The sequence below is a fragment of the Sphingomonas sp. RIT328 genome (assembly GCF_000632225.1).
Classification (GTDB): Bacteria; Pseudomonadota; Alphaproteobacteria; order Sphingomonadales; family Sphingomonadaceae; genus Sphingomonas; species Sphingomonas kyungheensis.
Genome location: NZ_JFYV01000027.1, coordinates 1 through 22,072, shown reverse-complemented (window position 1 = coordinate 22,072; position 22,072 = coordinate 1). Strand labels below are relative to the sequence as shown.

Here is a 22,072-nt window from a genome sequence, read left to right as displayed (position 1 = left end):
AACATTTTGCCGCCAGAAGGGGAGCATGATGAGCCAACAGCATAATGCGACGGCGGCGGGGGACGAAGCGGCGGCGATCCTGGTGGTCGACGACGATCGTGAGATCCGCTCGCTGCTGACCGAAAGCCTCGGCGCGCGCGGCTATCGCGTGCAGGCCGCCGCCAACACCCGCGAGATGGACAGCGTGCTCGAACGCGAGCGGATCGACGCGGTACTGCTCGACGTGATGATGCCGGGCGAGGACGGCATCTCCGCCTGTCGCCGGATCACCCGCGACGGCGGCCCGACCGTGATCATGCTGAGCGCGCTCGGCGAGGAGCGCGACCGGATCGTCGGGCTGGAGATCGGCGCGAGCCACTATCTCACCAAGCCGTGCAGCGCCCGCGAGGTGATCGCCACCGTCCGCGCCGCCTTGCGCAGCCGTCATCAGGCGGAGCCCGCCGACCGGTCGCGACTGACCTTCGATGGCTGGACGATGGACCTGATGGCGCACGAATTGTTCGATGCGCAGGGCGTGCTGGTCGGCCTCACCGACGGGGAATTCGCGCTGCTGCGCGTCTTCGCCGAACGGCCGCGGCGCGTGCTGTCGCGCGAATTGCTGCTCGAGGCGGCGCGCGGCCCCAATTCCGATGCCTTCGATCGGGCGATCGATGTCCAGATCAGCCGGCTGCGGCGCAAGCTGCGCAGCGGCGGCGACGACATCATCCGCACCATCCGCAACGAAGGCTATCTGTTCGTGCCGGCGGTGGCGCGCGCATGACCGCCAACCGGCCGGTCCGGCCGGCGGTGCGTTGGGTAAGCAAGTCGCTGTTCTGGCGCGTCTTCCTCGTGATGCTGCTGAGCGTCGCGGCGGTGCAGGCGCTCAACGTGGCGCTGGTCGTGTTCCTCACCCCGCCGACGCCGCGCATCTTCTCGGTGCCGCAGGTCGCCAATGCGCTGCGCTCCGGGCAGGATGCGACCGGCGAGGTGCTGGTGACGCGCGAGGCGAGCAACCCCGCCCCTGCCGATCCGCGCGGCACGCGGATCAGCCGGCTGATCGCGATGCAGCTCGATCTGCCGCCGGCGCGCGTCCACGTCCAGTTCGGCGGGCCGCCGCCACTCGTCTTCGGGCCGCTGCCGCCGCGCGGCGGGTTCGGCGACCGGCCGCCGCCCGACGCGCGCAACCAGATCCTGTTCGGCCATTTCACCGTCGCGGTGGAGCAGCGCGACGGCAGCTGGCGGGTGGCGCGCGCAGCGCATACCGGCTTCGAAAGCTGGCGGTGGCGCGCCTTTCAGTGGCTGCTCGCCGCGCTGCTCGCGGTCGCCCCCTTCGCCTGGCTGCTCGCACGACGGCTGACCAAGCCGATCGCCGCCTTCGGCGCCGCGGCGGAGCGGCTCGGCCGTGATCCGCGCGCCGCGCCGCTGCCGCTCGGCGGGCCGGCGGAGATCGCCGAGGCGGCGGCGGCGTTCAACCGGATGCAGGCGCGGCTCAACCGCTATGTCGAGGACCGCACGATGATGATCGCCGCGATCGCGCACGATCTGCGTACGCCCCTGATGCGGCTCGGCCTGCGGCTCGAACGCGCGCCGGAACCGCTGCGCAGCGCGAGCGAGGCGGACATCCGTGACATGCAGGCGATGATCCAGGCCGCGCTCGCCTTCTTCCGCGACGGCACGCAGGCGGTCGAACGCCGCCGGCTCGACCTGCGCTCGCTGGTCGAGAGCGTCACCGACGACCTCGCCGATCATGGCGAGCCGGTGGTGCTCCACGACGGCGATCCGCTGGTGATCGAGGGCGACGCCGCCGCGCTGAAATCGCTGGTCGCCAATCTGGTCGGCAATGCGCTCAAATATGCCGGCGACGCCGAGGTGACGCTGGCGCGGATCGATGGCCATGCGCTGATCGAGGTGCGCGATCACGGCCCCGGCATTCCGCCCGAGGACGTCCACCGCCTGTTCGAGCCGTTCTTCCGCGGCGAACGGTCGCGCAACCGCGACACCGGCGGCATCGGCCTCGGCCTCAGCAGCGTCCGCGGCGTCGCCCGCGCGCATGGCGGCGACGCGACGATCGCCAACCACCCGCAAGCGGGCGCGGTGGCGCGGGTGACCTTGCCGGTGTGAGAGCGGCCGGCTGTAAGCCGGTGCCGCCGGAGCGCAACGTTGCGGCTATCGCCCTCGCAACGCGCGCTCGCCCTCGAACATATAATCCCGCGTGATCGGCAGCGCGGTGCGGCTGCGGCTGAACTGGATCTGGAAATTGACCAGCCCGCCATTCTCGAAGGCATTGGCCGCGCCGGCGAGATAGAAGGTCCACATCCGGTAGAAGCGCTCGTCGTACAAGGCGACGATCGCGTCGCGCGCCGCCACCGTGCGGCGATACCATTCGTGCAGCGTATAGGCATAGTGCAGCCGCAGGATCTCGACGTCGGTGAGGAACATCTTCAGCCCCTCGAACGCCGCGATCGTCTCTGACAAGGCGGGGTTGTAGCCGCCCGGGAAGATATATTTGGTCGTCCAGTCGTCGGTCACGCTGGGCGGCCCGAGCCGGCCGATCGTGTGGATCAGCGCGACACCCTCCGGTGTGAGGAGGTCGCGGCATTTGCGGAAGTAGGCCCGGTATTGCGGCGGGCCGACATGTTCGAACATGCCCACCGAGACGATGCGGTCGAACTGGCCCTCGACGCGGCGATAGTCGATCAGCTCGAACCGCACCTTGTCGGCGACGCCCGCCGCCGCGGCGCGTTCGCGCGCGATCTTGAGCTGTTCTTCCGACAGGGTCACGCCAAGCACCTCGACGCCGAAATGCTTGTTGAGATACAGCGCCATGCCGCCCCAACCACAGCCGATGTCGAGCACCGTCATGCCCGGCTTCAGCGCCAGCTTGGCGGCGATATGCGCGAGCTTGTCCGACTGCGCCTGTTCGAGGCTGTTGTCGGGATCGGTATAATAGGCGCAGCTATATTGCTTGTCGGCATCGAGAAAGAGATCGTAGAGCCGCGCCGACAGATCGTAATGATGCGCGACATTCTGCTTGGAGCGGCGCTCCATGTTGATCCGGTCGAGCCGGTGCTTGACCGCGCCGACGCCGCGCACCACCGCCGAGGGCTGGAGCGCGTTCTGGCCATGCTCATAGGCGCTGTTGTGCTTCATCAGCCGGACGAGGCCCATAATGTCGTCGCCGTCGACGGTCATCCGCCCGTCCATATACATCTCGCCCGCGGCGAGCGCGGGGTTGCGGACGATGCGACCGGCGACGCCATTGTCCTGAAACCGCAGCTGGATATGACCGAGGTCGGGATCGGGCGTGCCGAAGGTGGCGGGGGGTTTGCCGGGACGGTGGAGGGTGAGTTGGCCACGCTTGACGGCGCGGCTGAGGAACATGTCGATCAGCGCCATGCGCGCCGCCATAATCGCCTATATGCCAGCATACCAATCGTAATCGACATTGTCCTCCCAATAGCCGCCCTTGCCCTTGCCGATCGCGGCGAGGCTGGCCACCGCGGTGATGCCGGTGACGTATTTGGCGTGCTTGTAGCCGAGCTGGCGCTCGACGCGCAGCCGCACCGGGGCGCCATGCGGGACGGTGAGCCGCGCGCCGTTCATCTTGAGCGCGAGAATCGTCTGCGGGTGGAAGGCGTCGACGGTGTCGATCGATTCGTAATAGGGCTGGCCGTTGTAGAGGTCGGCGCAGGTAAAGACGACGTAGCGCGCCGAGCGGCGCACCCCCGCGGCCTGGAGCACCGTGCCGAGCATCGGCCCCTGCCACTGGCCGATCGCGCTCCACCCCTCGACGCAATCGTGGCGGGTGATCTGGCTGCGCGCGGGCATCGCGGCGAGCTGATCGAGCGACAGCGACAGCGGCCGGTCGACCAGCCCGTCGACGGCGAGCCGGTAGCTGCTGAACTGGTCGGCGACCATTGCGGCATAAGCCGGCGTACCGGGATCGCGCGTGCCGTTGGCGCGGAAGATCGGCGACATCTGCTCGCGGGTGAATTCCGGCGCGAGCGCGCCGCGATCGAGCAACGCACGTTGCAGGCCGCGATGCATGTCCTCGCCCGCGAACAGGATCTTGCGCGCCTGCGGGATCGCGGCGACCTTGTCGCAGCCGGCGAGCAGCAGCCCGGCGCCTGCCGTCAGGAGCGAACGACGGGGGAGGATCATGCCTCGGGGACCTTCCACTTGCCGGTGATCATCGAGCGCAGTTCGTTGCCGGCGCCGGCGAGGATGACGAGGGCCACATGGACGACGATGAACGCGCCGACCAGCGTGGCGGTGACGAAATGCAGCGAGCGCGCCGACTGGCGGCCGCCGAACAGATCGAGCAACCAGGGCCAGGCCGCGTCCATCCCCGGCGACAGCGCCAGCCCGGTGGCGATCATCATCGGCAGCGCGACGAAGAGGACGAGGATGTAGCTCCACTTCTGGAGGCTGTTGTAGGCGGCAGGATCGTCGGCGTCGTGAAAGCGCAGGTTGAAATGATCGCGCACGTCCGCGGCCAGATGCGCGGGGCTGACATCGGCGCGGCGCAAAGCGAGCTTGCGCGCGAAATGGCGGTTGATCAGGCTGACGATCATATAGCCGAGCAGGCCGAAGGCGAAGACCAGCGCGAACAGCAGGTGCCAGCGGCGCGAGATGGCGAGATTGTAGTTGGCGGGGATCGTTATCCACGCCGGAAAGCGCGGCAGCTGCGCCCAGGCATGGTCGAAATTCGCCCCGTAACGCCCCCAGTAGAGCCGCGGATGCGCGTTGGAGATGCCAAGGCCGCTGCCGAGCAGGATGACGACCGATACGGCGTTGACCCAATGCCACAGCCGCGTCGCCAGCGCGTGGCGGACGATCGACGTTCCGGGAGTGTTTGCGTCCATTCCCGCATCATAGCAGTTAAGCAGCGATGATCGACTGGCATTTCTACGAACCGCGCGACGGCCACCGGCTGCCGCATGATCCCCTCAACGCGATGGTCGCGCCGCGTCCGATCGGCTGGATCAGCAGCGTCTCGGCGGACGGCGTGCGCAACGTCGCGCCGTACAGCTTCTTCAACCTGATCAATTATACGCCGCCGCTGATCGCCTTCTCCTCGATGGGCTGGAAGGACAGCGTCGCCAATATCGCGGCGACCGGCGAATTCGTCTGGAACCTCGCGACGCGCGATCTCGCCGAGGCGATGAACGCGACCGCGGCGGCGGTGGCGGCGGAGGTCGACGAGTTCGACCTCGCCGGGCTGGAGACGCTGCCGTCGCGGCTGGTCGCGCCGGCACGGGTCGCGGCGAGCCCGGTGGCGTTCGAATGCCGGCTGACCCAGCTGATCCGCCTCAAGGACCGGCAGGGCACCGACCTCGACCAATATCTGGTGATCGGCGAGGCGGTCGGCATCCATATCGACAGTGCGATGCTCGACGACGGCGTCTACCAGACCGCCCGTCCCCGCCCGATCCTGCGCGGCGGCGGTCCGGCCGATTATTTCGAGGTGACGCCCGAGACGCGCTTCACGATGCGCCGGCCGGGCTGAGGGCGCGGGCGGGGGCGCGGATGCGCCTTCCCCGTTGGCGTGCCCCGCTCCGTCCGCTATGCCGATCACAATAGCGCCACGATTGAAGGCCGTTGATCGCATGTTGAATGCCATGGGGTTGCTGAAGCAGCGCCGCTTCCTGCCCCTCTTCACCACCCAGTTCCTCGGCGCCTTCAACGACAATCTGTTCAAGACGTCGATGGTGCTGTTCGCGACCTATGCGATCTTCAACGATCCGCATATGGAAACGAACTTCAACGCGCTGGCGACGGGGATCGCCATCCTGCCGTTCTTCCTGTTCTCGGCGCTCGCCGGGCAGCTCGCCGACAGCCACGACAAGGCGCGGATCATCCGCATCGTCAAGACCGCGGAAATCGGCATCATGCTGCTCGGCGCGGCGGGGCTGATGGTGGCGCGCGCCGGCCTGCCGACGCTCGGCGTCGGACTGATGCTCGGCGCGGTGCTGTTCCTCGGCGTCCACTCGACCTTCTTCGGCCCGATCAAATATGCGATCCTGCCGCAGCACCTCAAACCGCACGACGTGCTCGGCGGCACCGGGCTGGTCGAGGCGGGGACCTATCTCGCCATCCTGCTCGGCACGATCGTGGCCGGCTATGTGCCGATCGAGGGCGCGGCGATCCTCGTGCTGGTCGTCGCGGCGATCGGCTGGTTCGCGGCGCGCTTCGTGCCGCCGGCGCCGCGCGAGGGGCCGCGGCTGACGCTCAACTACAATCCCTTCTCCGCCTCGTGGCGGCTGATCCGCACGACGATGCACATTCCGCGGCTGTTCCTGGCGATCTGCGCGATCAGCTTCTTCTGGACGATCGGCGCGGTGCTGATCATTATCTTCCCGCCGCTGGTCAAGAACGTGCTCACCGCCGACAAGATGGTGGCGAGCGGCGCGATCGCGGTCTTCTCGGTCGGCGTCGCGATCGGATCGGTGGTCATCAACACGATGCTGCGCGGACGGATCAGCGCGCGCTATTCGCCGCTGTCGGTGATCGCGATGGGCGGATTCGTCGTCGTCTTCTCCTTGCTCTGCCGCACCTGGGTGCCGGCGCCGCCGGGGCAATTCTACGACTGGACGCAATTCGTCGCGCAGCCGCGCAGCATCCCGATCATGCTATCGCTGCTCGCGATCGCCACCACCGGCGGCATGTTCGTCGTGCCGCTCTATGCCTTCCTGACCACCACGGTGGAGAAGGACCAGACCGCGCGCACCGTCGCGGCGAACAACGTCGTCAATTCGGGGGCGATGACGCTGGGTTCGATCGCGGCGATCGGGATCAACCTCGCCGGCGTGCAGCCGGTTGACATGCTGTTCCTCGTCGCCGCCATGTGCCTGATCTCCGCCTGGATCGCACAGCGACTGCATCGCGCCTGCGACTGAGCGGCGCCGCTGCTAGAACAGGAACGTGTAGAAGCAGGTAAAGAAGGCGGCGAAGCTGAGCAGGAACAGCTTCCAGTCCGAATCGTCGCCGCGCCGGGCGTCGGGTGCCACCGGCGGCGGCAGAGTCTGCCGGAAGGGATGGCGGGCGGCTTCATTGGTGAGGACGAGGCGTCTGGTCATGGCGACCGGGTTAACGAATTGTTTACGAATTGGACCAGTGGCTAAGGTGGTTAATATCCGGCTGTCCGACTGTGGGACGCAATTGTAGGAGTAGATCGATGAGCGTCGCCTTCCGCCGCGAGAGCGACGAGGAACATCTCGAACCTAAATTCGAATTGCCGATCCCGCGTGCGCCCAATCGCGTCACCGCCGCGGGCCAGCGGCTGATCGCGACGCGGATCGCCGAACTGGAGGCCGCGCTGGCGACGGCGGCGCCCGATGCGGTCGACGCGCTGCGCCGCGACCTGCGCTATTGGCAGACGCGCCGCACCACCGCGATCCCGACCGCCGCGCCCGAGGATGGCAGCGCCGGCTTCGGCACGCGGGTGACGATCCGGCTCGGCGGACGGGAGCGGACGATCGACATCGTCGGCGACGACGAGGCGGACCCCGCCGCCGACCGGCTGGGCTATGGCGCGCCGCTGGCGCAGGCGCTGTTCGGGGCGGAGGTCGGCGACCGGCTGGCGTTCAACGGCCGTGACGAGACGATCGAGGTGCTGGCGGTCGCGCCGATCGATGCCGCCGAGGGGCCGAGCTACGAAGCCGGGGGGGCTTCGTAGCTCGACGGTCGGGCACCGGGGAGCGCCCGGACGTCGACGGGTGAGTGGGAGAGAACGCCGCCGACAGCGGCTGCGATACGGGCGGCATGTTGCTCCGATATGTCTGGGATCGACCGAACCGGACATCTGCCTGCAATCCGCCGGCGCGATGGCCTGCGGCGAAGGAGCCTCGCCATGCCGGCACCGCCGCCGATCGCCACCTGCCTTGCGACCCGCCACCGCCCCGGCCGCAGCCGCAGCGAGACCGACGGCATCCGCCGCGCCCGCTGCCTGTGCTGCGGCCTGCTGCTGATGCGGACCGCAATCAGCCGGCGATGGATCATCGCGGATCGGCTGGGGTAGCGGCCGGGCCGGGGAGTCGGCCGTGATCGATCGTCGCGCCCGGACCGACGGCCATCACACCGCCGGTCCGGGCATCATGATGCCGGGCGCAGCGGGGCATGCCCATCCGGCGCCTGGTCGCGGCAGATCGTGCTAGCGCCCCTTGGGTACCGGTGCCGGCGCGATGATCGCCGAGCGCGCGGCGTTGCGTTCCTCGACGCTGACGACGCCGTCGTGGTTAGTGTCGTAGCGATAGGCCAGGGCGCGGAACAGGCCCTGCATCTCGGTCGGCGTCACCTTGCCGTCGTGATTGGCATCGGCGGTGTTGAACCAGGCGGCGCTGATCGCCTTGGCCTTGCCCGGCGGCATCTTGTTCTTGCCGACATCCATCCTCGCGACGCGCGCGTCGATCTCGGCGCGGGTCAGCACGCCGTCGTGATTGGCGTCGGTGCGGTCGAACTCCGCCTGCAATTTGGGATCGATCTTCTCCGCCGCCAGCGCCGGGGTGGCGAGCAGCAGCGGCAGGATGACGAGCAACGGACGCATGATATCTCCGGTCGAACGAAAGGATGGCGCCCGCTTAGGCGCGGGCGTTTAAACCCATCGTGAACGCAACCGTTGCGCCACCGCGCCCGGACGCTTAGTGGCGCGGCGACTTGCCCTATCCAAGGATGCTGCCGTGACCGATCAGATCAACCGCGTCGTTCTCGCCTATTCGGGTGGGCTGGATACGAGCGTGATCCTGAAATGGCTCCAACAGACGTACAATTGCGAGGTGGTGACCTTCACCGCCGACCTCGGCCAGGGCGAGGAGCTGGAGCCGGCGCGTCAGAAGGCGCAGATGGCCGGCGTCAAGCCCGAGCATATCTTCATCGACGATCTGCGCGAGGAGTTCGTCCGCGACTACGTCTTCCCGATGATGCGCTCCAATGCCCTGTACGAGGGGCTGTACCTGCTCGGCACGTCGATCGCGCGGCCGCTGATCGCCAAGCGCCAGATCGAGATCGCGCGGCAGGTCGGCGCCGATGCGGTCAGCCACGGCGCGACCGGCAAGGGCAACGACCAGGTCCGCTTCGAACTCGGCTATTATGCGCTCGCGCCCGACATCAAGGTGATCGCGCCGTGGCGCGAATGGGACCTGACCAGCCGCACCCGGCTGATCGAATTCGCCGAACAGCATCAGATTCCGGTCAGCAAGGACAAGCGCGGCGAATCGCCCTTCTCGACCGACGCCAATCTGCTGCACACCTCGTCCGAAGGTAAGGTGCTCGAGGATCCGTGGGAGGAGGTGCCGGACTATGTCTATTCGCGCACCGTCAACCCGGAGGATGCGCCCGACGCGCCCGAATATATCACGATCGACTTCGAGCGCGGCGACGGCGTCGCGCTCAACGGCGAGGCGACCAGCCCGGCGACGCTGCTGGCCAAGCTCAACGAGCTCGGCCGCCGTCACGGCATCGGCCGGCTCGATCTGGTCGAGAATCGCTTCGTCGGCATGAAGAGCCGCGGCATGTACGAAACGCCGGGCGGCACCATCTATCATCTCGCCCATCGCGGCATCGAGCAGATCACGCTCGACCGCGGCGCCGCGCACCTCAAGGACGAACTGGCGCCGCGCTACGCCGAGCTGATCTACAACGGCTTCTGGTTCTCGCCGGAGCGCGAGATGCTGCAGGCCGCGATCGACCACAGCCAGGCCAAGGTGTCGGGCACGGTGCGGCTCAAGCTCTACAAGGGCGGCGTCTATATCGTCGGCCGCAAGTCGCCCAATTCGCTCTATTCGGAAAAGGTCGTCACCTTCGAGGACGATCAGGGCGCCTATGACCAGCGCGACGCGGCGGGCTTCATCAAGCTCAACGCGCTCAGGCTGCGCCTGCTCGGGCGGCGCGACCGGTAAGGGGCAGCGCGACGAGGCGGCAAGCGGCGATAGCCAGCCTGTCCCAGGCGTCGGCCCCGAAGGGGTAACGTGGCGTGACCGCCGCCTGGCGCCTCGTCACCACCCTTAAACCCGCCTTAACCACCCTCCCCGCACAATCGCCGCCATGGCCCGGCGGCTCCGATCCGATACGCTGATCGCAGCCGTGCTGGCGCTGCTGCTCGGCCACGTCTGGACGATCCGCGCCAGCTCCGATCTCGGGCAGCTCCGCCTGCCCGATACCGACGACGTGATGCGGCTCGCGCAGATTCGCGACTGGCTGGCCGGTCAACCGTTCGGCGATCTGCGTCAGCATCGCCTCGCGGGCGGCTTGCCGATGCACTGGACGCGACTCGCCGATCTCGGCCCCGCGGCGATCATCGTTGCGTTGCGGCCGCTGCTCGGCAGCCACACCGCCGAGGTGATCGCGGTCACCGTCTGGCCGATCGTACTGTTCGCCGTCGCGCTGCGGCTCGTCATCCGTATCGCCCGGCGAATGGGCGGGGAGCGGGTCGCGGCCACCGCCGGAGTGATCGCCGCGCTCGCCTATCCGGCGACGACGGTCTTCCTGCCGGGGCGGATTGATCATCATGGCTTGCAGCTCGTGCTGTTGCTCGCCGGCGTCGCGGGGCTGCTCGCCCGCGATGCGCGCGGCGCGGCGTTCGCCGGCGGCTGTACGGCGGCGAGCCTGATCGTCGGGCTGGAGACCGCGCCGCTGCTCGCGCTCGCCGGCCTCTGGCTCGTCGCGGGATGGGCACGGCACCGCGTCGCCGGCGCGACGCTGGCCGCCTTCGCGCTCGGCCTGCTCCTCACCCTGATCGTCGGCCGCGCGCTGTTCGCGAGCGATGACTTTGCCTATCCGGCCTGCGACGGCTTCACCCGCATCGCCTGGCGCGCGTTCCTGGCGCCCGCCGGCGCGGTGCTGCTGCTGGCGCTGCTCGACCGGCTCTTGACCGGTCACCGGCTCCGCTGGATCGCGGTGGTCGCGCTCGGCGGCGGCGCCGTCGCGTTGGGGCTCGCCCTGTCGCCGCAATGCCTGCATCCCTATGGCGCGGTCGATCCACGGATCGCCGCGCTCTGGCTGCATCAGGTCGGCGAGGCGCAGTCGATCCGGTCGGCGCCCGTCGCGACGAGCTTCGGCTATGCCGGGCTGCCGCTCGTCGGCTTCGCGGCGACCCTATGGCAGATGGCCCACCGCCGACGCCTCGCGTCGCACAGGGGAACGCCCGGCGACACCGCGAGCGGCATGGCGGCAGAGACACGTCCCGGCTGGGAGCTGATCGCCTTGTTGCTCGCCGGCGCGCTCGCGATCACCGCGGTGCAGCTGCGGGGTGCCTATCCCGCCGCCCTGCTCGCCGCACCCGCCCTCGCCGCGATGGTCGCCGCGGCGCGTGACCGCGGTCCGGCGGCGCTGGTCGCGAGCTGGCTCGCCGCCGCCGGCATCCTCTACCCGCTCGCCGCCCGAGTCCTGCCCTCGCCGACCGGCGAGGCGAGCGTCGGTCGCGGCGATTGCGGTGCGCCGGCGATGATCGCGACGCTCGACCGCCTGCCGCCGGGGCGCGTGATCGCACCGGTCGATGCCGGGGCGCGGATTATCGGCGGCACTGCGGATACGGTGCTGGCCGCCCCCTATCATCGCGACGGCGCCGGACTGCGCGCGGTCTACGCCTTCTACGCCGCGCCGGCAGGCGTTGCCGCCGCCACCGCCGACCGGCTCGGCGCGCACTATCTGCTCGCCTGCGCGGCCCTTCCCGGCGCGCACCGCCGCGGCAGCGCTGCCGCCGCGCTCGCCCGCGGCACCCTGCCCGGCTTCGCCACCGTCGCCGTTTTGCCGGACGGCGCCCGCATCCTCGCGCGGAACCGCTTGTCGGGGGGCGCTCCGCCCGCGTAAGGCGGTCGGATGCAGGGGCATAAGCTGCACTGGTGGCAAACGCGCTGGTTCGTCGTGGCGATGGTGATCGCGACGACGATTCCCTTATGGTGGCCGGACATCCCGCCGCTGGTCGACTTGCCCGGCCATATGGGGCGCTATCGCGTCCAGCTCGACGGCGCGGCCTATCCCTGGCTCGCCGACTGGTATGATTTCCGCTGGGCGCTGATCGGCAATCTCGGCGTCGACCTGCTGATCGAGCCGCTGACGCCGATCTTCGGGCTCGAGCTGGCGGTCAAGCTGATCGTCATGGCAATCCCGGCGCTGACCGTCTCGGGCCTGTTGTGGATCGCGCGCGAGGTGCACGGCCGGATCCCCGCCACCGCCTTGTTCGCGCTGCCGCTCGCCTACAGCTATCCGTTCCAGTTCGGCTTCGTCAATTTCGCGCTGTCGATGGCGCTGGCGCTCAACCTGTTCGCATTGTGGCTGCGGATGGGGCGGCTCGGCAGCCTGCGGCTGCGCGCGATCCTGTTCGTGCCGCTGTCCTGCGCCTTATGGGTCTGCCATACCTTCGGCTGGGGCGTGCTCGGCATCCTCGCCTTCTCCGCCGAGATGATCCGCCAGCACGACCTGCGCAAGGACGGGCCTGATGTGCCGGGAGGGGGCGGGCATTGGGCGGAGAGCTGGGCGCGCGCCGCGATCGGCTGCCTGCCGCTTGCCTTGCCCTTCCTGATGATGGTGCTGTGGCGGTCGGGCGATCACGTCACCGGCAAGACGATGGACTGGTTCAACTGGCGCGCCAAGGTCAACTGGATCATCATGGTGCTGCGCGATCGCTGGATGGCTTTCGACCTCGCTTCGGCGACCATCCTGTTCGTCATCCTGTTCAAGGGGATGCGCGACGACCGCATCGAATATTCGCGCAACCTGCTGCTCTCGGCGCTGTTCCTCAGCGCGATCTTCGTGCTGCTGCCGCGCATCGTCTTCGGCTCGGCCTATGCCGACATGCGGCTGGCGCCGTTCGTCATCGCGATCGCGCTGATCGCGCTGCGTCCGCGGCGCGGCCTGTCGTTCCGCGGCGCGGCGACGCTTGCCGCGCTCGGCCTCGCCTTCTTCGGCGCGCGGCTCGTCGCGACGACGGTGAGCTATGGGATGTTCGATGCGGAATACGACCGCACGCTCGCCGCGCTCGACCGCGTGCCCAAGGGCGCGCGGCTGCTCACCATGGTCGGGCGCACCTGCCGGGACGAATGGCTCTATTCGCGGCTCGAACATGCCGCCGGCATCGCGCTCGAACGCCGCATCGCTTATGCCAACGACCAATGGTCGATGGCGGGCGGGCAGTTGCTCACCGTCCGCTACACGCCCGCCGGCGCCTTCGCGCACGATCCCTCGCAGCTCGTCACCGACCGGCGCTGTCGCGGCGAATGGTGGCGGCCGCTGCGCGTCTCGCTCGCCTATCTGCCGCGCGACGCCTTCGACTATGTCTGGCTGATCAATCCGGCGCCGGTCGAGCCCGAATACCTCACCGGCCTGACCCCGATCTGGCGGAGCGGCCGCGACGTGCTCTACCGCATCGACGATCGCAGCCGGCCCAAGGTGACGCTCGATCCCGATCTGCTGCCGCCGCGGCGGCGGCTCATCCCCCGCCCTTCCTGAACGGCGCCAGCTCGGCGAGGTAGCTCTGCTCGTCGCTGACGGCGGCACGCTCGCGCACCAGGAAGTCGCTGATCGCGCGGCGGAAGCCCGCGTCGGGAATATAATGCGCCGACCAGGTCGGCACCGGCACATAGCCGCGCGCCAATTTATGCTCGCCCTGCGCCCCCGCCTCGACCGTCCTGAGCCCGCGCGCGATCGCCGCGTCGATCGCCTGATAATAGCAGAGCTCGAAATGGAGGAACGGCACCTCCTCGGTACAGCCCCAATAGCGGCCGTAGAGCGTCTCCTCGCCGATCAGGTTGAGCGCCCCGGCGATCGGCCGGCCGTCGCGCTCGGCGAGGATCAGCAACACGTCGTCGCCCATCGCCGCGCCGAGCAGCGGGAAGAAGCTGCGGGTCAGATACGGCCGCCCCCATTTGCGGCTGCCGGTATCCTGATAGAAGGTCCAGAAGGCGTCCCAATGCTCCGGCCGGATCTCGGCGCCGCTGAGGTGGCGGATGGTCAGCCCCTCCACCGCAGCGGCACGTTCCTTGCGGATCGCCTTGCGCTTGCGGCTGGCGAGCGCGCCGAGGAAATCGTCGAACGTGGCATAGCCGTCGTTCGCCCAGTGGAATTGCGTCCCCTCGCGGATCAGCCAGCCGGCCTGTTCAAACGCCGGGACCTGATCGGGACTGACGAAGGTGGCATGCGCCGACGACAGGTCATGCTGGTCGGTCACCGCCTCCAGCGCGGCGATCAGCGCCGGCGCGGCACCGGGATCGCGCAGCAGCAGCCGTGGCCCCGGCACCGGGCTGAACGGCGCGGCGACCTGCAGCTTGGGATAATATTGGCCGCCGGCCCGCTCCCAGGCGTCGGCCCAGGCATGGTCGAAGACATATTCGCCCTGGCTGTGGCTCTTGGCATAGGCCGGGGCGATCGCCACCGGCACGCCGGCGGCATCGTCGACGACGATCGGGATCGGCTGCCACCCCGATCGTCCGCCGGTGCTGCCCGATTCCTCGAGCGCGGCGAGGAAGGCGTGGCGGACGAAGGGGTTGGCGGTGCCGGCGCAGGCATTCCATTGCTCGGCCGGGATCGCGCGGACCCCGTCGACAAGGCGGGCGGCAAGCGGGCTCATGCGGCGAAGGACGATAGGGTCATCGCCCGCCGATATAGGTCATGAACCGCGCTTGGGCAGGGGTCAGGCCAGTTCGATGATCGCATCCACCTCGACCGCGGCGCCGAGCGGCAGCACCGGCACGCCGACCGCACTGCGCGCATGCTTGCCGGATTCGCCGAACAGCGCGACCATCAGCTCCGACGCGCCGTTGGCGACCTTGGGCTGATCGGTGAAATCGGCGGCCGAATTGACGAACACGCCGAGCTTGACGATCCGCTTGACCCGCGACAGGTCGCCGCCGAGATGCTTCTTGATCTGCGCGACGATCATCAGCCCGCACAGCCGCGCCGCCTCCTGTCCGTCCTCGAGCGACACGCCGTCGCCAAGCCGGCCGGTGACGAGCTGTCCCGCCTTGAACGGCAACTGCCCCGACAGGTGGAGCATCCCGCCCGCCTCGACCACCGGCACATAGGCCGCGACCGGTGCCGCCGCCTCGGGCAGCGACAGGCCGAGCTCCTCAAGCTTGCGATCGACGTGCGTGGTCATGCGAAGTCCTTTCGGGAAGATGGCGGGTGCGTCTAGCCGATTTGCCGCGCCGGTGGAACGGGTGCGTTGGGCGGCGATGGGAGCCGTTCGCTCCTCATGCGGCGGCCTGTCCCACCCCCTTCGTCATCCCGGCGCTCGCCGGGATCCATGGAGGCGGGTGGCTGGCGACGGCGCGCGACGGCGATGGCGCCGTGTCCATCGATCCCGGCTTGCGCCGGGCTGACGAAGCTGAGGGAGGATCGCCCCCGCCTACGCGTCCGCCCCCACCCCCGCCGCGAAGCGCGCGGCGATCCAAGCGCCCGCCTCGCGCCAGTCGTCGATCCGCGCATGCGCGAACGGCGCCGGCGGCACCCGCGGCGCGAGCGTCGGTTCGGACACCATGTGCAGCCGGTGGACCGCCGGCGCATGATCCGCGACCGACTGGTGATGCGTGGCGAGATCGTCGACGAACACCGTCACCGGGTCGCCATATTCCGCCCGCAGCCGCGCCACCGGCTCACCCTTGCCGCCCTGATTGCACTCGACGCGATGCGCGATGCCGAAGCGGGCGAGCTGCGCGATCCGCGCCGGCTTGCACGCATCGGTGATGTTGGTGAGCACGACGATATCCGCCTGCGTCGCGAGCTGCGCCAGCGCCTCGGCGGCGTGCGGCACCAGCGTCTGCCGGTCCATCTCCGCCGGGAAGAAGCCGCCGAGCAGCGCCCACATCTCGTCGCGGGTCGGCGCCGGACCGCCGTCGCGGCGGCGCAGGCTGTTGGCGAAATCCTCGCCGTCGGGGGTGAAGTCGATATCATGCGCCTCGCCCACCCAGGCGCCGAAATGCTTGACCATGTGCAGCAGCACTTCGTCGCAATCGGTGATCAGCAGCGGTCTCATCGGGCCTCCAGCATCGCATGGGCGGCGACCAGCGCCTCGGGCGAGACGCCGAGCGCCTCCGCGCAGGCGATCAGATCGGGTTCGTAGGATTCGAGATAGGCGATCACCGCCGCCAGCACCGCCGGCTCGCCGGCACGCGCGCGCAGATCGTCGGGGAACAGGCCGGTGACCGCGATCAGCCGGTCGGCGCGGTCCGGCTCGCCGATCGTCCAGACCAGCGCCTGCAGGCCGAGCACGTCGGCATCCGGGAGATTTGTATCGCGTGCGCGCATTGCCTATCGTCCGATCTTGGAAGGGTGGTGACGCACGTGGCGAAACGGGTACTCGTTGTCGAGGACAACGAACTCAACCTCAAACTGTTCTGCGACCTGCTGCGGGCCCACGGCATCGCGGCCGAGCCGGTGCGCGACGGCCGCGAGGCGGTGGCCCGCGCGCGCGAGCTGGTTCCCGACCTCATCATCATGGACATCCAGATGCCGCACGTCACCGGCTATGAGCTGATCCTCGAACTGATGGCGGACGAGCAGCTGCGCGCGATTCCGGTGATGGCGGTGACCGCTTATGCCGGCCGCGACGACGAGGATCGCATCCGCGCCGCCGGAGCGCGCTCCTACGTCTCCAAGCCGATCAGCCTCGCCCGCTTCATGGAAGCGGTGAACGCGTTGCTGTAGGGGGAGCGGGCCGGCGCCGGCTGCGCGGGCGCGCATATGAAGACGCCCTGCCGAGCCGGCGGGGCATCGACAGGGCGTCGCGCGCTTCGTAGCCCTTGCCCCCCGAAAAGGGCCAGATGCTGCGAGCATGGTAGAAAACTACCCGACGCCGCTGCGGTTCCGCGACCCAAAAACCAAGGGCGGCGCCCTCCCGTGGAGACCACCGCCCTTAGCCCGTAGTGACGCGATACAGGGCAACCGGACGATCCGGTGCCAGACGCCGCTATGCCGTAAGAAGATGAACGCAAGGTGTCCGAAGCACGCCCGAATCAAGGCGCTGGTGCAAGCATCCCGCGGACATGCGCAATGCCGCCGGCACCCGTGGCGCCGGCGGCATTGCGATCATCACCCGCAGACGGCAGAACGCCGCCGCGTGGGGTTACTTGATCTTGGCTTCCTTGAACTCGACGTGCTTGCGCACGACGGGATCATACTTGCTGAAGCTCAGCTTCTCGGTCTTCGTCCGCGGGTTCTTCTTGGTGACGTAGAAGAAGCCAGTGTCGGCGGTGCTGACGAGCTTGATCTTGACGGTAGTCGGCTTGGCCATGAGCCCCAAATCCTGAAAACAAGGAGAGCGGCAGCACTAACGCCGCCGCTCGATCAGTCGCGGCGCATGGCGGATAGGCGCGGCAAAGTCAACCGTCGACGGCACGATCCTGTCCCCTTAACCAGCCGCTTACCGTCCGCGCCCATGGTCGCGCGGTCACAGGGGGCGGGACATGCAGACGGATCGGCATAGCATAGGGGACGATCGTTGGACGCGCTGATGGCGGCGCTGGTCGCGGCGGCGCTCGCCCAGATCGGCGATCGTCCGGCGGCGCTCGCTGCGATCCTCGCCGATCGCTACCGCATGCCGCTGCGCGTCATCCTCGCGGCCGCGCTGGCGCTGCTCACCGCCGGGCTGATCGCTGCCGCGGCGGGCGCGTGGCTCGCGCCGCATCTGACACCCGAGGCGAAACAGCTGTTCCTTGCGCTGGCGCTGCTGTTGCAGGGTGGCGGTGCGCTGTTGCCGGCGAAAGCGCCCGAACGGCTCGCCGGCTGGCGGATCGGCGGCTTCGCCACCAGCGCCGCCGGATTGTTCATCCTCGCCTTCGGGGACGGCATCCAGTTCATCGTCGTCGCGCTCGCCGCGCGTGCCGCCCTCCCCTGGCTCGCCGCGGTCGGCGCGATGCTGGGATCGCTGGCGGTGATCGCCCCTGCCGCGATCCTCGGCGAGCGCGACTGGCGGCGCCTGCCGCTCGCTCCCGCCCGTCGCATCGTCGGGATCCTGTTCGTCCTCGTCGCCCTCTGGCTCGGGCTCGGCGCGCTGCGGCTGATCTGAGCCGTCGATCATCGACATCACCAAAATGGCCCCACCGTGCGGAGCGTTTGCGCTATCGGATCGTTGCCGCAACGATCCCATCCACGGAGACTGACATGGCCGACATCAACCCGGCGTTGAACACGCCGACCGATCTCAGCAACACCCGCTCGGTGGCGGACGCGCTCAACGCGTCGCTCGCCGATTGCTATGCGCTGTACCTCAAGACCAAGAACTTCCACTGGCACGTCTCGGGCCCGCATTTCCGCGACTATCACCTGCTGCTCGACGATCAGGCGGCGCAGATCCTCGGCGTCACCGATGCGATCGCCGAACGCGTCCGCAAGACCGGCAATACGACGCTGCGCTCGATCGGCGACATCAGCCGCCGCCAGTCGATCGTCGACAACGACCTCGACTTCGTCGACGCCGCGTCGATGCTCGCCGAACTGCGCGAGGACAATCTGAAGCTCGTCGAGGGCTTCCGCGTCGTCAAGGATGCCGCGGACGCGGCGCGCGACAATGCCACCAGCGGCATCGTCGACGATTGGACCGACGAGGCCGAAGAGCGCGCCTGGTTCCTGTTCGAGGCCAGCCGCAAGGGCTGAGGCGTCGCGACGGCGGGTGTATCATCCACCCGCCGTCGACGGAGCGGAACGCCCTCCCTGCGCGTTTCCCCGTCATGCACGCTTTCGCCGCGCTCCTCGATTCGCTCATCTACACGCGCGGGCGCAACGCCAAGCTCAAGCTGATCGTCGACTATCTCCACGCCACGCCCGATCCCGACCGCGGCTGGGCGATGGCGGCACTGACCGGCGATCTCGACCTGCCCGGCGTCAAGCCGGCACAGATCCGCGCGTTGATCGAGGCGCGCGTCGACCCGGTGCTGTTCCGGATGAGCCGCGACTACGTCGGCGACACCGCCGAGACGGTGGCGCTGCTCTGGCCGGCCCCCGTGGTGCCCCCGACGCCGGCGGCACCGCTGTCGATCAGCGCGGCGATCGATGCGCTCCGCCACCTGTCGCGCTCGGATGCGCCCGGCGTCCTTGCCGCGATGCTCGACCGGCTCGATGCCGAGGAACGGTTCGCACTGCTCAAGATGGCGACCGGCGGCCTGCGCATCGGTGTCTCGGCGCGACTCGCCAAGACGGCGCTGGCGCAGGCCTTCGGACTCGACGTCGATGTGGTCGAGGAGGTGTGGCATGGTCTCGCCCCGCCCTATGCCCGCCTGTTCGCCTGGGCGGAGGGCAAGGGCGACCAGCCGACCGCCGCCAACGTGCCGGTCTTCCGCCCCTTCATGCTCGCGCACGGGCTGGAGGATGCGCAGGTCGATCTCGCCGATTACGCCGCCGAATGGAAATGGGACGGGATCCGCGTCCAGATCGTCCATGTCGCCGGCCAGACCCGCCTGTACAGCCGCACCGGCGACGACGTCACCGCGAGCTTCCCCGACGTCGCCGCCGCCTTCACCACCCCCGGCACGGTCGACGGCGAGTTGCTCGTCAAGGGCGAGGTGCAGGGCGGCACGCTCGAGGATGGCGGCGGCGCGGCGAGCTTCAATGCGCTCCAGCAGCGACTCGGCCGCAAGCAGGTGTCGGCGAAGATGCTCGCCGAATATCCCGCCTTCGTCCGCCTCTACGATATCCTGCTCGACGGCGACGAGGATCTGCGCGCGCTGCCGTGGACCGAGCGGCGGGCCCGGCTCGAAGCTTTCGTGCCGCGGCTCGACCCCGATCGCTTCGACATCAGCCAGGTCATCACCGCGGCGAGCTTCACCGAGCTGGAGGCGATCCGTGCCGGTGCGCGCGATGCCGCGATCGAGGGCGTGATGCTCAAGCGCCGCGACTCGCCCTATGTCGGTGGTCGTCGTGCCGGCCTGTGGTACAAATGGAAGCGCGATCCGCTCACCGCCGATTGCGTCATCATGTATGCGCAGCGCGGCAACGGGCGTCGCTCCTCCTATTACAGCGACTATACGTTCGGCTGCTGGACCGAGGAGGGCGAATTGCTGCCGGTCGGCAAGGCCTATTCGGGGATCACCGACGAGGAATTGCGCATGCTCGACAGTTTCGTGCGCCGCCACACGCTCGCCCGCTTCGGCCCGGTGCGCGAGGTCGAGAAGTCGCTGGTGCTGGAGATCGCGTTCGATTCGATCCACGGCTCGACCCGCCACAAATCGGGCGTCGCGATGCGCTTCCCCCGCATCGCCCGCATCCGCACCGACAAACCGGCGGCGGAAGCCGACCGGATCGAGACCTTGCGCAAGCTGGTGACGTGAACGCACGGGTGGCGGATCGCATCAGGCCCGCCCCCGCACCCACAGCGCGCGCGCCGCCCCGGCGTCCTGGCCGCAGGCTCTGCCCGCGCCATGCCGGAGCCGAGCCATTCGGCCCGATCGGATCGCCCTCAGTTCGCCCGGCCGACCTCTTCGCCAATCTTGATCTCGAACAGCGTCGGCCAGTATTTGCCCGTCACGAACAATCGGTCGTGCGCGGCGTCATAGGCGATGCCGTTCGGCACCGCGTCCGGGTCGCTCGCCTGTACCTCGGCGATCAGTGGGCGCAGGTCGATCAGGCCGTCGACCCGTCCGCTCGCCGGGTCGATCCGCGCGATGAAGCCGGTCATCCACACGTTGGCGAGGATACGGCCGCCGACAAATTCGAGCTCGTTGAGCTTGGCGAGCGGCCGTCCGTTGAGCGTCACCGCGATCCGGCCGCGCTCGGTAAAGCCGGCGGGGTCGATGCGGCGCAGCGTCGGCGTGCCGTCGGAGAGCAGCAGCGAACCGCCGTCGCTCGTCATCCCCCACCCCTCACCCGTATAGTGGAACGGCGCGCCGACCCGCTTGAGCGTCGGCAGCGTCCAGCGGAAGCCGATCCCGGTCTTCCACGTCAGGCTGAGCAGGCTGTTCTTCCAGCAGCCGATCCCCTCGCCGAACAGATCGGGCGTCAGCCGCGCCCGCGCGAGCACCTTGCCGGTGGCGAGATCGACGCGGCGGATGTCCGACGCGCCTTCCTTGCCGGTGCTTTCGTAGAGCGTGCCGTTGCAGAACAGCAGCCCCTCGGTGAAGGCATCGCGATCGTGCGGGAAGCGCGCGACGACGTTGGCGGCATAGACCGGGGTGCCGGTTTCCGGTGGCGGCGCGGCGGCCGACGGCGGCGGGACGCTTGCCTGAGGCGTCGGCGCCGCGACATGCCACGCCGACGCGCCGAGCGCCCCGATCAGCCCCACCACCAGCGTCAGCTTGACCACCTGCATATCCTCACATCCGCCCGTCCGGCACGCCACGCCTATCGCCTGTCCTATGCCGAAACGCAAAAGGCCCGGCGCCGCGATCTGCGGAGCCGGGCCTTTCACTGATCGGGTCGGGACCGTTACGACGCGGCCGAGAGGTTCACCGCGGCATATTTGCCGCGACGATCGACTTCGAGTTCGAACTGGAGACGATCGCCCTCGTTGAGCGTCGCCATGCCGGCACGCTCGACCGCCGATATGTGAACGAACGCATCGGGCTGGCCATCGTCGCGCTGAATGAAGCCGAAGCCCTTCATCGCGTTGAAGAACTTGACGACGCCCGTCGCCTTCTCGCCGGTCAGCTGACGCCCAGCGTCGCGCTGAATGAAGCCGAAGCCCTTCATCGCGTTGAAGAACTTGACGACGCCCGTCGCCTTCTCGCCGGTCAGCTGACGCTGCGGCGCGCCACCGGCACCGCCGGCCCGCGGGCCACGATCGCCGAAGCCGCCTTCGCGGGGCTCGCGCGGCGCACGCTCGGTCACCGCCATCGGCTCGCCGTCGATCTTCAGCTCGGTCGCCGAGATGCGGCCGCCGCGGTCGACGAGGGTGAAGCCGAGCGGCTGGCCTTCGGCGAGCGAGCTCATGCCCGCCTGCTCGACCGCCGAGATGTGCACGAACACGTCCTCGCCGCCGTCATCACGGACGACGAAGCCGAAGCCCTTCTGCGCGTTGAAGAACTTTACGACGCCCGTGCCTTCGCCGACAACCTGCGGGGGCATGCCGCGGCCACCGCCGCTGAACCCGCCGCCACCGCCGCCGCCGCCGAAGCCGCCGCCACCGCCACGGTACCCGCCGCCGCCGCCGCCGCCGAAGCCGCCGCGATCGCCG

The 22,072-nt window shown here is 69.0% G+C and carries 25 protein-coding genes; 13 read left to right on the top strand and 12 right to left on the bottom strand.

The annotated features are described in order from the left end of the window. Window positions 1-28 precede the first annotated feature (28 nt). Together BW41_RS12915 and BW41_RS12910 are read left to right on the top strand one after the other, a co-directional pair. Window positions 29-760, top strand: a complete 732-nt coding sequence (locus tag BW41_RS12915; RefSeq protein ID WP_373276486.1) for a response regulator — start codon at window positions 29-31, stop codon at window positions 758-760. After that, window positions 757-2,100, top strand: coding sequence for a HAMP domain-containing sensor histidine kinase (locus BW41_RS12910; protein ID WP_037534934.1), 1,344 nt, complete (start codon window positions 757-759; stop codon window positions 2,098-2,100). Before BW41_RS12915 ends, BW41_RS12910 begins: the two co-directional genes overlap by 4 nt. Window positions 2,101-2,145: 45 nt before the next feature. On the opposite strand, the gene BW41_RS12905 is transcribed toward BW41_RS12910, so the two are convergent. The 3 genes from BW41_RS12905 to BW41_RS12895 are packed head-to-tail and all read right to left on the bottom strand — an operon-like array spanning window position 2,146 to window position 4,844. Continuing rightward, complete coding sequence (locus BW41_RS12905; RefSeq protein WP_037534957.1) at window positions 2,146-3,375, bottom strand: SAM-dependent methyltransferase; 1,230 nt, start codon at window positions 3,373-3,375, stop codon at window positions 2,146-2,148. Window positions 3,376-3,393: 18 nt separating this feature from the next. Next, window positions 3,394-4,140 (bottom strand): molybdopterin-dependent oxidoreductase, encoded by a 747-nt coding sequence (locus BW41_RS12900; protein WP_037534933.1) that lies wholly within the window; start codon window positions 4,138-4,140, stop codon window positions 3,394-3,396. Beyond that, window positions 4,137-4,844: a cytochrome b/b6 domain-containing protein gene (locus BW41_RS12895; protein ID WP_037534932.1), complete on the bottom strand. Its 708-nt coding sequence runs from the start codon at window positions 4,842-4,844 to the stop codon at window positions 4,137-4,139. The genes BW41_RS12900 and BW41_RS12895 overlap by 4 nt, the downstream gene beginning before the upstream one ends. A gap of 26 nt (window positions 4,845-4,870) precedes the next feature. Here BW41_RS12895 and BW41_RS12890 point away from each other — a divergent pair, with 26 nt between their 5' ends. Together BW41_RS12890 and BW41_RS12885 are read left to right on the top strand one after the other, a co-directional pair. Next, window positions 4,871-5,488 carry a flavin reductase family protein gene (locus BW41_RS12890; protein ID WP_037534931.1) on the top strand — a complete coding sequence of 206 codons (618 nt, stop codon included), beginning with the start codon at window positions 4,871-4,873 and terminating at the stop codon, window positions 5,486-5,488. Between the two features lie 100 nt (window positions 5,489-5,588). Then, window positions 5,589-6,878, top strand: coding sequence for an MFS transporter (locus BW41_RS12885; protein ID WP_037534930.1), 1,290 nt, complete (start codon window positions 5,589-5,591; stop codon window positions 6,876-6,878). A gap of 12 nt (window positions 6,879-6,890) precedes the next feature. Here BW41_RS12885 and BW41_RS21620 read toward each other — a convergent pair whose 3' ends face one another. Then, entirely contained in the window at window positions 6,891-7,058 is a 168-nt protein-coding gene (locus tag BW41_RS21620; protein WP_200870430.1) for a hypothetical protein, read from the bottom strand. 98 nt (window positions 7,059-7,156) lie between these two features. Between BW41_RS21620 and BW41_RS12880 the strand changes: the two genes are divergently transcribed. Both BW41_RS12880 and BW41_RS21265 read left to right on the top strand, forming a co-directional pair. Next, window positions 7,157-7,657, top strand: coding sequence for a GreA/GreB family elongation factor (locus tag BW41_RS12880; protein ID WP_037534929.1), 501 nt, complete (start codon window positions 7,157-7,159; stop codon window positions 7,655-7,657). 174 nt (window positions 7,658-7,831) lie between these two features. Then, window positions 7,832-7,999, top strand: coding sequence for a hypothetical protein (locus tag BW41_RS21265; protein WP_153810804.1), 168 nt, complete (start codon window positions 7,832-7,834; stop codon window positions 7,997-7,999). A 132-nt stretch (window positions 8,000-8,131) separates the two neighbouring features. Here BW41_RS21265 and BW41_RS12875 read toward each other — a convergent pair whose 3' ends face one another. Further along, entirely contained in the window at window positions 8,132-8,524 is a 393-nt protein-coding gene (locus BW41_RS12875; protein ID WP_235199758.1) for an EF-hand domain-containing protein, read from the bottom strand. Window positions 8,525-8,657: 133 nt separating this feature from the next. Between BW41_RS12875 and BW41_RS12870 the strand changes: the two genes are divergently transcribed. From BW41_RS12870 to BW41_RS12860, 3 genes are all read left to right on the top strand, one after another. Beyond that, the gene (locus BW41_RS12870) at window positions 8,658-9,875 is read left to right on the top strand and encodes an argininosuccinate synthase (RefSeq protein WP_037534927.1); all 1,218 of its coding nucleotides are present in this window, start codon (window positions 8,658-8,660) and stop codon (window positions 9,873-9,875) included. Between the two features lie 145 nt (window positions 9,876-10,020). Then, window positions 10,021-11,784 (top strand): hypothetical protein, encoded by a 1,764-nt coding sequence (locus tag BW41_RS12865; protein ID WP_051583483.1) that lies wholly within the window; start codon window positions 10,021-10,023, stop codon window positions 11,782-11,784. Between the two features lie 9 nt (window positions 11,785-11,793). After that, on the top strand, window positions 11,794-13,422 hold the full coding sequence (locus tag BW41_RS12860; protein WP_037534926.1) for a hypothetical protein: 1,629 nt from the start codon (window positions 11,794-11,796) through the stop codon (window positions 13,420-13,422). Here the strand turns inward: BW41_RS12860 and BW41_RS12855 are convergent. The 4 genes from BW41_RS12855 to BW41_RS12840 all read right to left on the bottom strand — a co-directional run bounded on the left by BW41_RS12855 (window position 13,403) and on the right by BW41_RS12840 (window position 16,215). Next, a complete protein-coding gene (locus tag BW41_RS12855; protein ID WP_037534925.1) occupies window positions 13,403-14,539 on the bottom strand; it encodes a GNAT family N-acetyltransferase in 1,137 nt (378 codons plus the stop codon). The two genes, BW41_RS12860 and BW41_RS12855, sit on opposite strands and share 20 nt — an antisense overlap. A 63-nt stretch (window positions 14,540-14,602) precedes the next feature. Beyond that, window positions 14,603-15,067 carry a RidA family protein gene (locus BW41_RS12850; RefSeq protein WP_037534924.1) on the bottom strand — a complete coding sequence of 155 codons (465 nt, stop codon included), beginning with the start codon at window positions 15,065-15,067 and terminating at the stop codon, window positions 14,603-14,605. Between the two features lie 249 nt (window positions 15,068-15,316). Continuing rightward, window positions 15,317-15,943: a hypothetical protein gene (locus BW41_RS12845; protein ID WP_037534923.1), complete on the bottom strand. Its 627-nt coding sequence runs from the start codon at window positions 15,941-15,943 to the stop codon at window positions 15,317-15,319. Beyond that, window positions 15,940-16,215, bottom strand: coding sequence for a DUF3572 domain-containing protein (locus BW41_RS12840; RefSeq protein ID WP_037534922.1), 276 nt, complete (start codon window positions 16,213-16,215; stop codon window positions 15,940-15,942). The genes BW41_RS12845 and BW41_RS12840 overlap by 4 nt, the downstream gene beginning before the upstream one ends. A 36-nt stretch (window positions 16,216-16,251) precedes the next feature. Between BW41_RS12840 and BW41_RS12835 the strand changes: the two genes are divergently transcribed. Beyond that, entirely contained in the window at window positions 16,252-16,614 is a 363-nt protein-coding gene (locus BW41_RS12835) for a response regulator (protein ID WP_037534955.1), read from the top strand. A gap of 418 nt (window positions 16,615-17,032) precedes the next feature. Here BW41_RS12835 and rpmG read toward each other — a convergent pair whose 3' ends face one another. Continuing rightward, the gene (rpmG, locus tag BW41_RS12830; protein ID WP_017977469.1) at window positions 17,033-17,200 is read right to left on the bottom strand and encodes a 50S ribosomal protein L33; all 168 of its coding nucleotides are present in this window, start codon (window positions 17,198-17,200) and stop codon (window positions 17,033-17,035) included. 207 nt (window positions 17,201-17,407) lie between these two features. Here rpmG and BW41_RS12825 point away from each other — a divergent pair, with 207 nt between their 5' ends. The 3 genes from BW41_RS12825 to BW41_RS12815 all read left to right on the top strand — a co-directional run bounded on the left by BW41_RS12825 (window position 17,408) and on the right by BW41_RS12815 (window position 20,231). After that, complete coding sequence (locus tag BW41_RS12825) at window positions 17,408-17,974, top strand: TMEM165/GDT1 family protein (protein ID WP_037534921.1); 567 nt, start codon at window positions 17,408-17,410, stop codon at window positions 17,972-17,974. Window positions 17,975-18,069: 95 nt separating this feature from the next. Further along, a complete protein-coding gene (locus BW41_RS12820) occupies window positions 18,070-18,561 on the top strand; it encodes a Dps family protein (RefSeq protein WP_037534920.1) in 492 nt (163 codons plus the stop codon). Window positions 18,562-18,635: 74 nt separating this feature from the next. Beyond that, complete coding sequence (locus BW41_RS12815) at window positions 18,636-20,231, top strand: cisplatin damage response ATP-dependent DNA ligase (RefSeq protein ID WP_037534919.1); 1,596 nt, start codon at window positions 18,636-18,638, stop codon at window positions 20,229-20,231. 128 nt (window positions 20,232-20,359) lie between these two features. On the opposite strand, the gene BW41_RS12810 is transcribed toward BW41_RS12815, so the two are convergent. Together BW41_RS12810 and BW41_RS22015 are read right to left on the bottom strand one after the other, a co-directional pair. Then, a complete protein-coding gene (locus tag BW41_RS12810) occupies window positions 20,360-21,202 on the bottom strand; it encodes a glutaminyl-peptide cyclotransferase (RefSeq protein ID WP_327195597.1) in 843 nt (280 codons plus the stop codon). 122 nt (window positions 21,203-21,324) lie between these two features. Further along, window positions 21,325-22,072, bottom strand: a 748-nt coding sequence (locus BW41_RS22015) for a cold-shock protein (RefSeq protein WP_037534917.1), incomplete at its 5' end; no start/stop codon positions are given.

Excerpts from the sequence above, each read along its gene's own strand:
- BW41_RS12865 (WP_051583483.1), top strand. The coding sequence starts at position 10,021 with ATGGCCCGGCGGCTCCGATCCGATACGCTGATCGCAGCCGTGCTGGCG.
- BW41_RS12910 (WP_037534934.1), top strand. The coding sequence starts at position 757 with ATGACCGCCAACCGGCCGGTCCGGCCGGCGGTGCGTTGGGTAAGCAAG.
- BW41_RS12875 (WP_235199758.1), bottom strand. The coding sequence starts at position 8,524 with ATGCGTCCGTTGCTCGTCATCCTGCCGCTGCTGCTCGCCACCCCGGCG.
- BW41_RS12850 (WP_037534924.1), bottom strand. The coding sequence starts at position 15,067 with ATGACCACGCACGTCGATCGCAAGCTTGAGGAGCTCGGCCTGTCGCTG.
- BW41_RS12860 (WP_037534926.1), top strand. The coding sequence starts at position 11,794 with ATGCAGGGGCATAAGCTGCACTGGTGGCAAACGCGCTGGTTCGTCGTG.
- BW41_RS12880 (WP_037534929.1), top strand. The coding sequence starts at position 7,157 with ATGAGCGTCGCCTTCCGCCGCGAGAGCGACGAGGAACATCTCGAACCT.
- BW41_RS12890 (WP_037534931.1), top strand. The coding sequence starts at position 4,871 with ATGATCGACTGGCATTTCTACGAACCGCGCGACGGCCACCGGCTGCCG.
- rpmG (WP_017977469.1), bottom strand. The coding sequence starts at position 17,200 with ATGGCCAAGCCGACTACCGTCAAGATCAAGCTCGTCAGCACCGCCGAC.
- BW41_RS12815 (WP_037534919.1), top strand. The coding sequence starts at position 18,636 with ATGCACGCTTTCGCCGCGCTCCTCGATTCGCTCATCTACACGCGCGGG.
- BW41_RS12895 (WP_037534932.1), bottom strand. The coding sequence starts at position 4,844 with ATGGACGCAAACACTCCCGGAACGTCGATCGTCCGCCACGCGCTGGCG.
- BW41_RS12855 (WP_037534925.1), bottom strand. The coding sequence starts at position 14,539 with ATGAGCCCGCTTGCCGCCCGCCTTGTCGACGGGGTCCGCGCGATCCCG.
- BW41_RS12820 (WP_037534920.1), top strand. The coding sequence starts at position 18,070 with ATGGCCGACATCAACCCGGCGTTGAACACGCCGACCGATCTCAGCAAC.
- BW41_RS12905 (WP_037534957.1), bottom strand. The coding sequence starts at position 3,375 with ATGGCGCTGATCGACATGTTCCTCAGCCGCGCCGTCAAGCGTGGCCAA.
- BW41_RS21265 (WP_153810804.1), top strand. The coding sequence starts at position 7,832 with ATGCCGGCACCGCCGCCGATCGCCACCTGCCTTGCGACCCGCCACCGC.
- BW41_RS12900 (WP_037534933.1), bottom strand. The coding sequence starts at position 4,140 with ATGATCCTCCCCCGTCGTTCGCTCCTGACGGCAGGCGCCGGGCTGCTG.
- BW41_RS21620 (WP_200870430.1), bottom strand. The coding sequence starts at position 7,058 with ATGACCAGACGCCTCGTCCTCACCAATGAAGCCGCCCGCCATCCCTTC.
- BW41_RS12845 (WP_037534923.1), bottom strand. The coding sequence starts at position 15,943 with ATGAGACCGCTGCTGATCACCGATTGCGACGAAGTGCTGCTGCACATG.
- BW41_RS12885 (WP_037534930.1), top strand. The coding sequence starts at position 5,589 with ATGTTGAATGCCATGGGGTTGCTGAAGCAGCGCCGCTTCCTGCCCCTC.
- BW41_RS12840 (WP_037534922.1), bottom strand. The coding sequence starts at position 16,215 with ATGCGCGCACGCGATACAAATCTCCCGGATGCCGACGTGCTCGGCCTG.
- BW41_RS12915 (WP_373276486.1), top strand. The coding sequence starts at position 29 with ATGAGCCAACAGCATAATGCGACGGCGGCGGGGGACGAAGCGGCGGCG.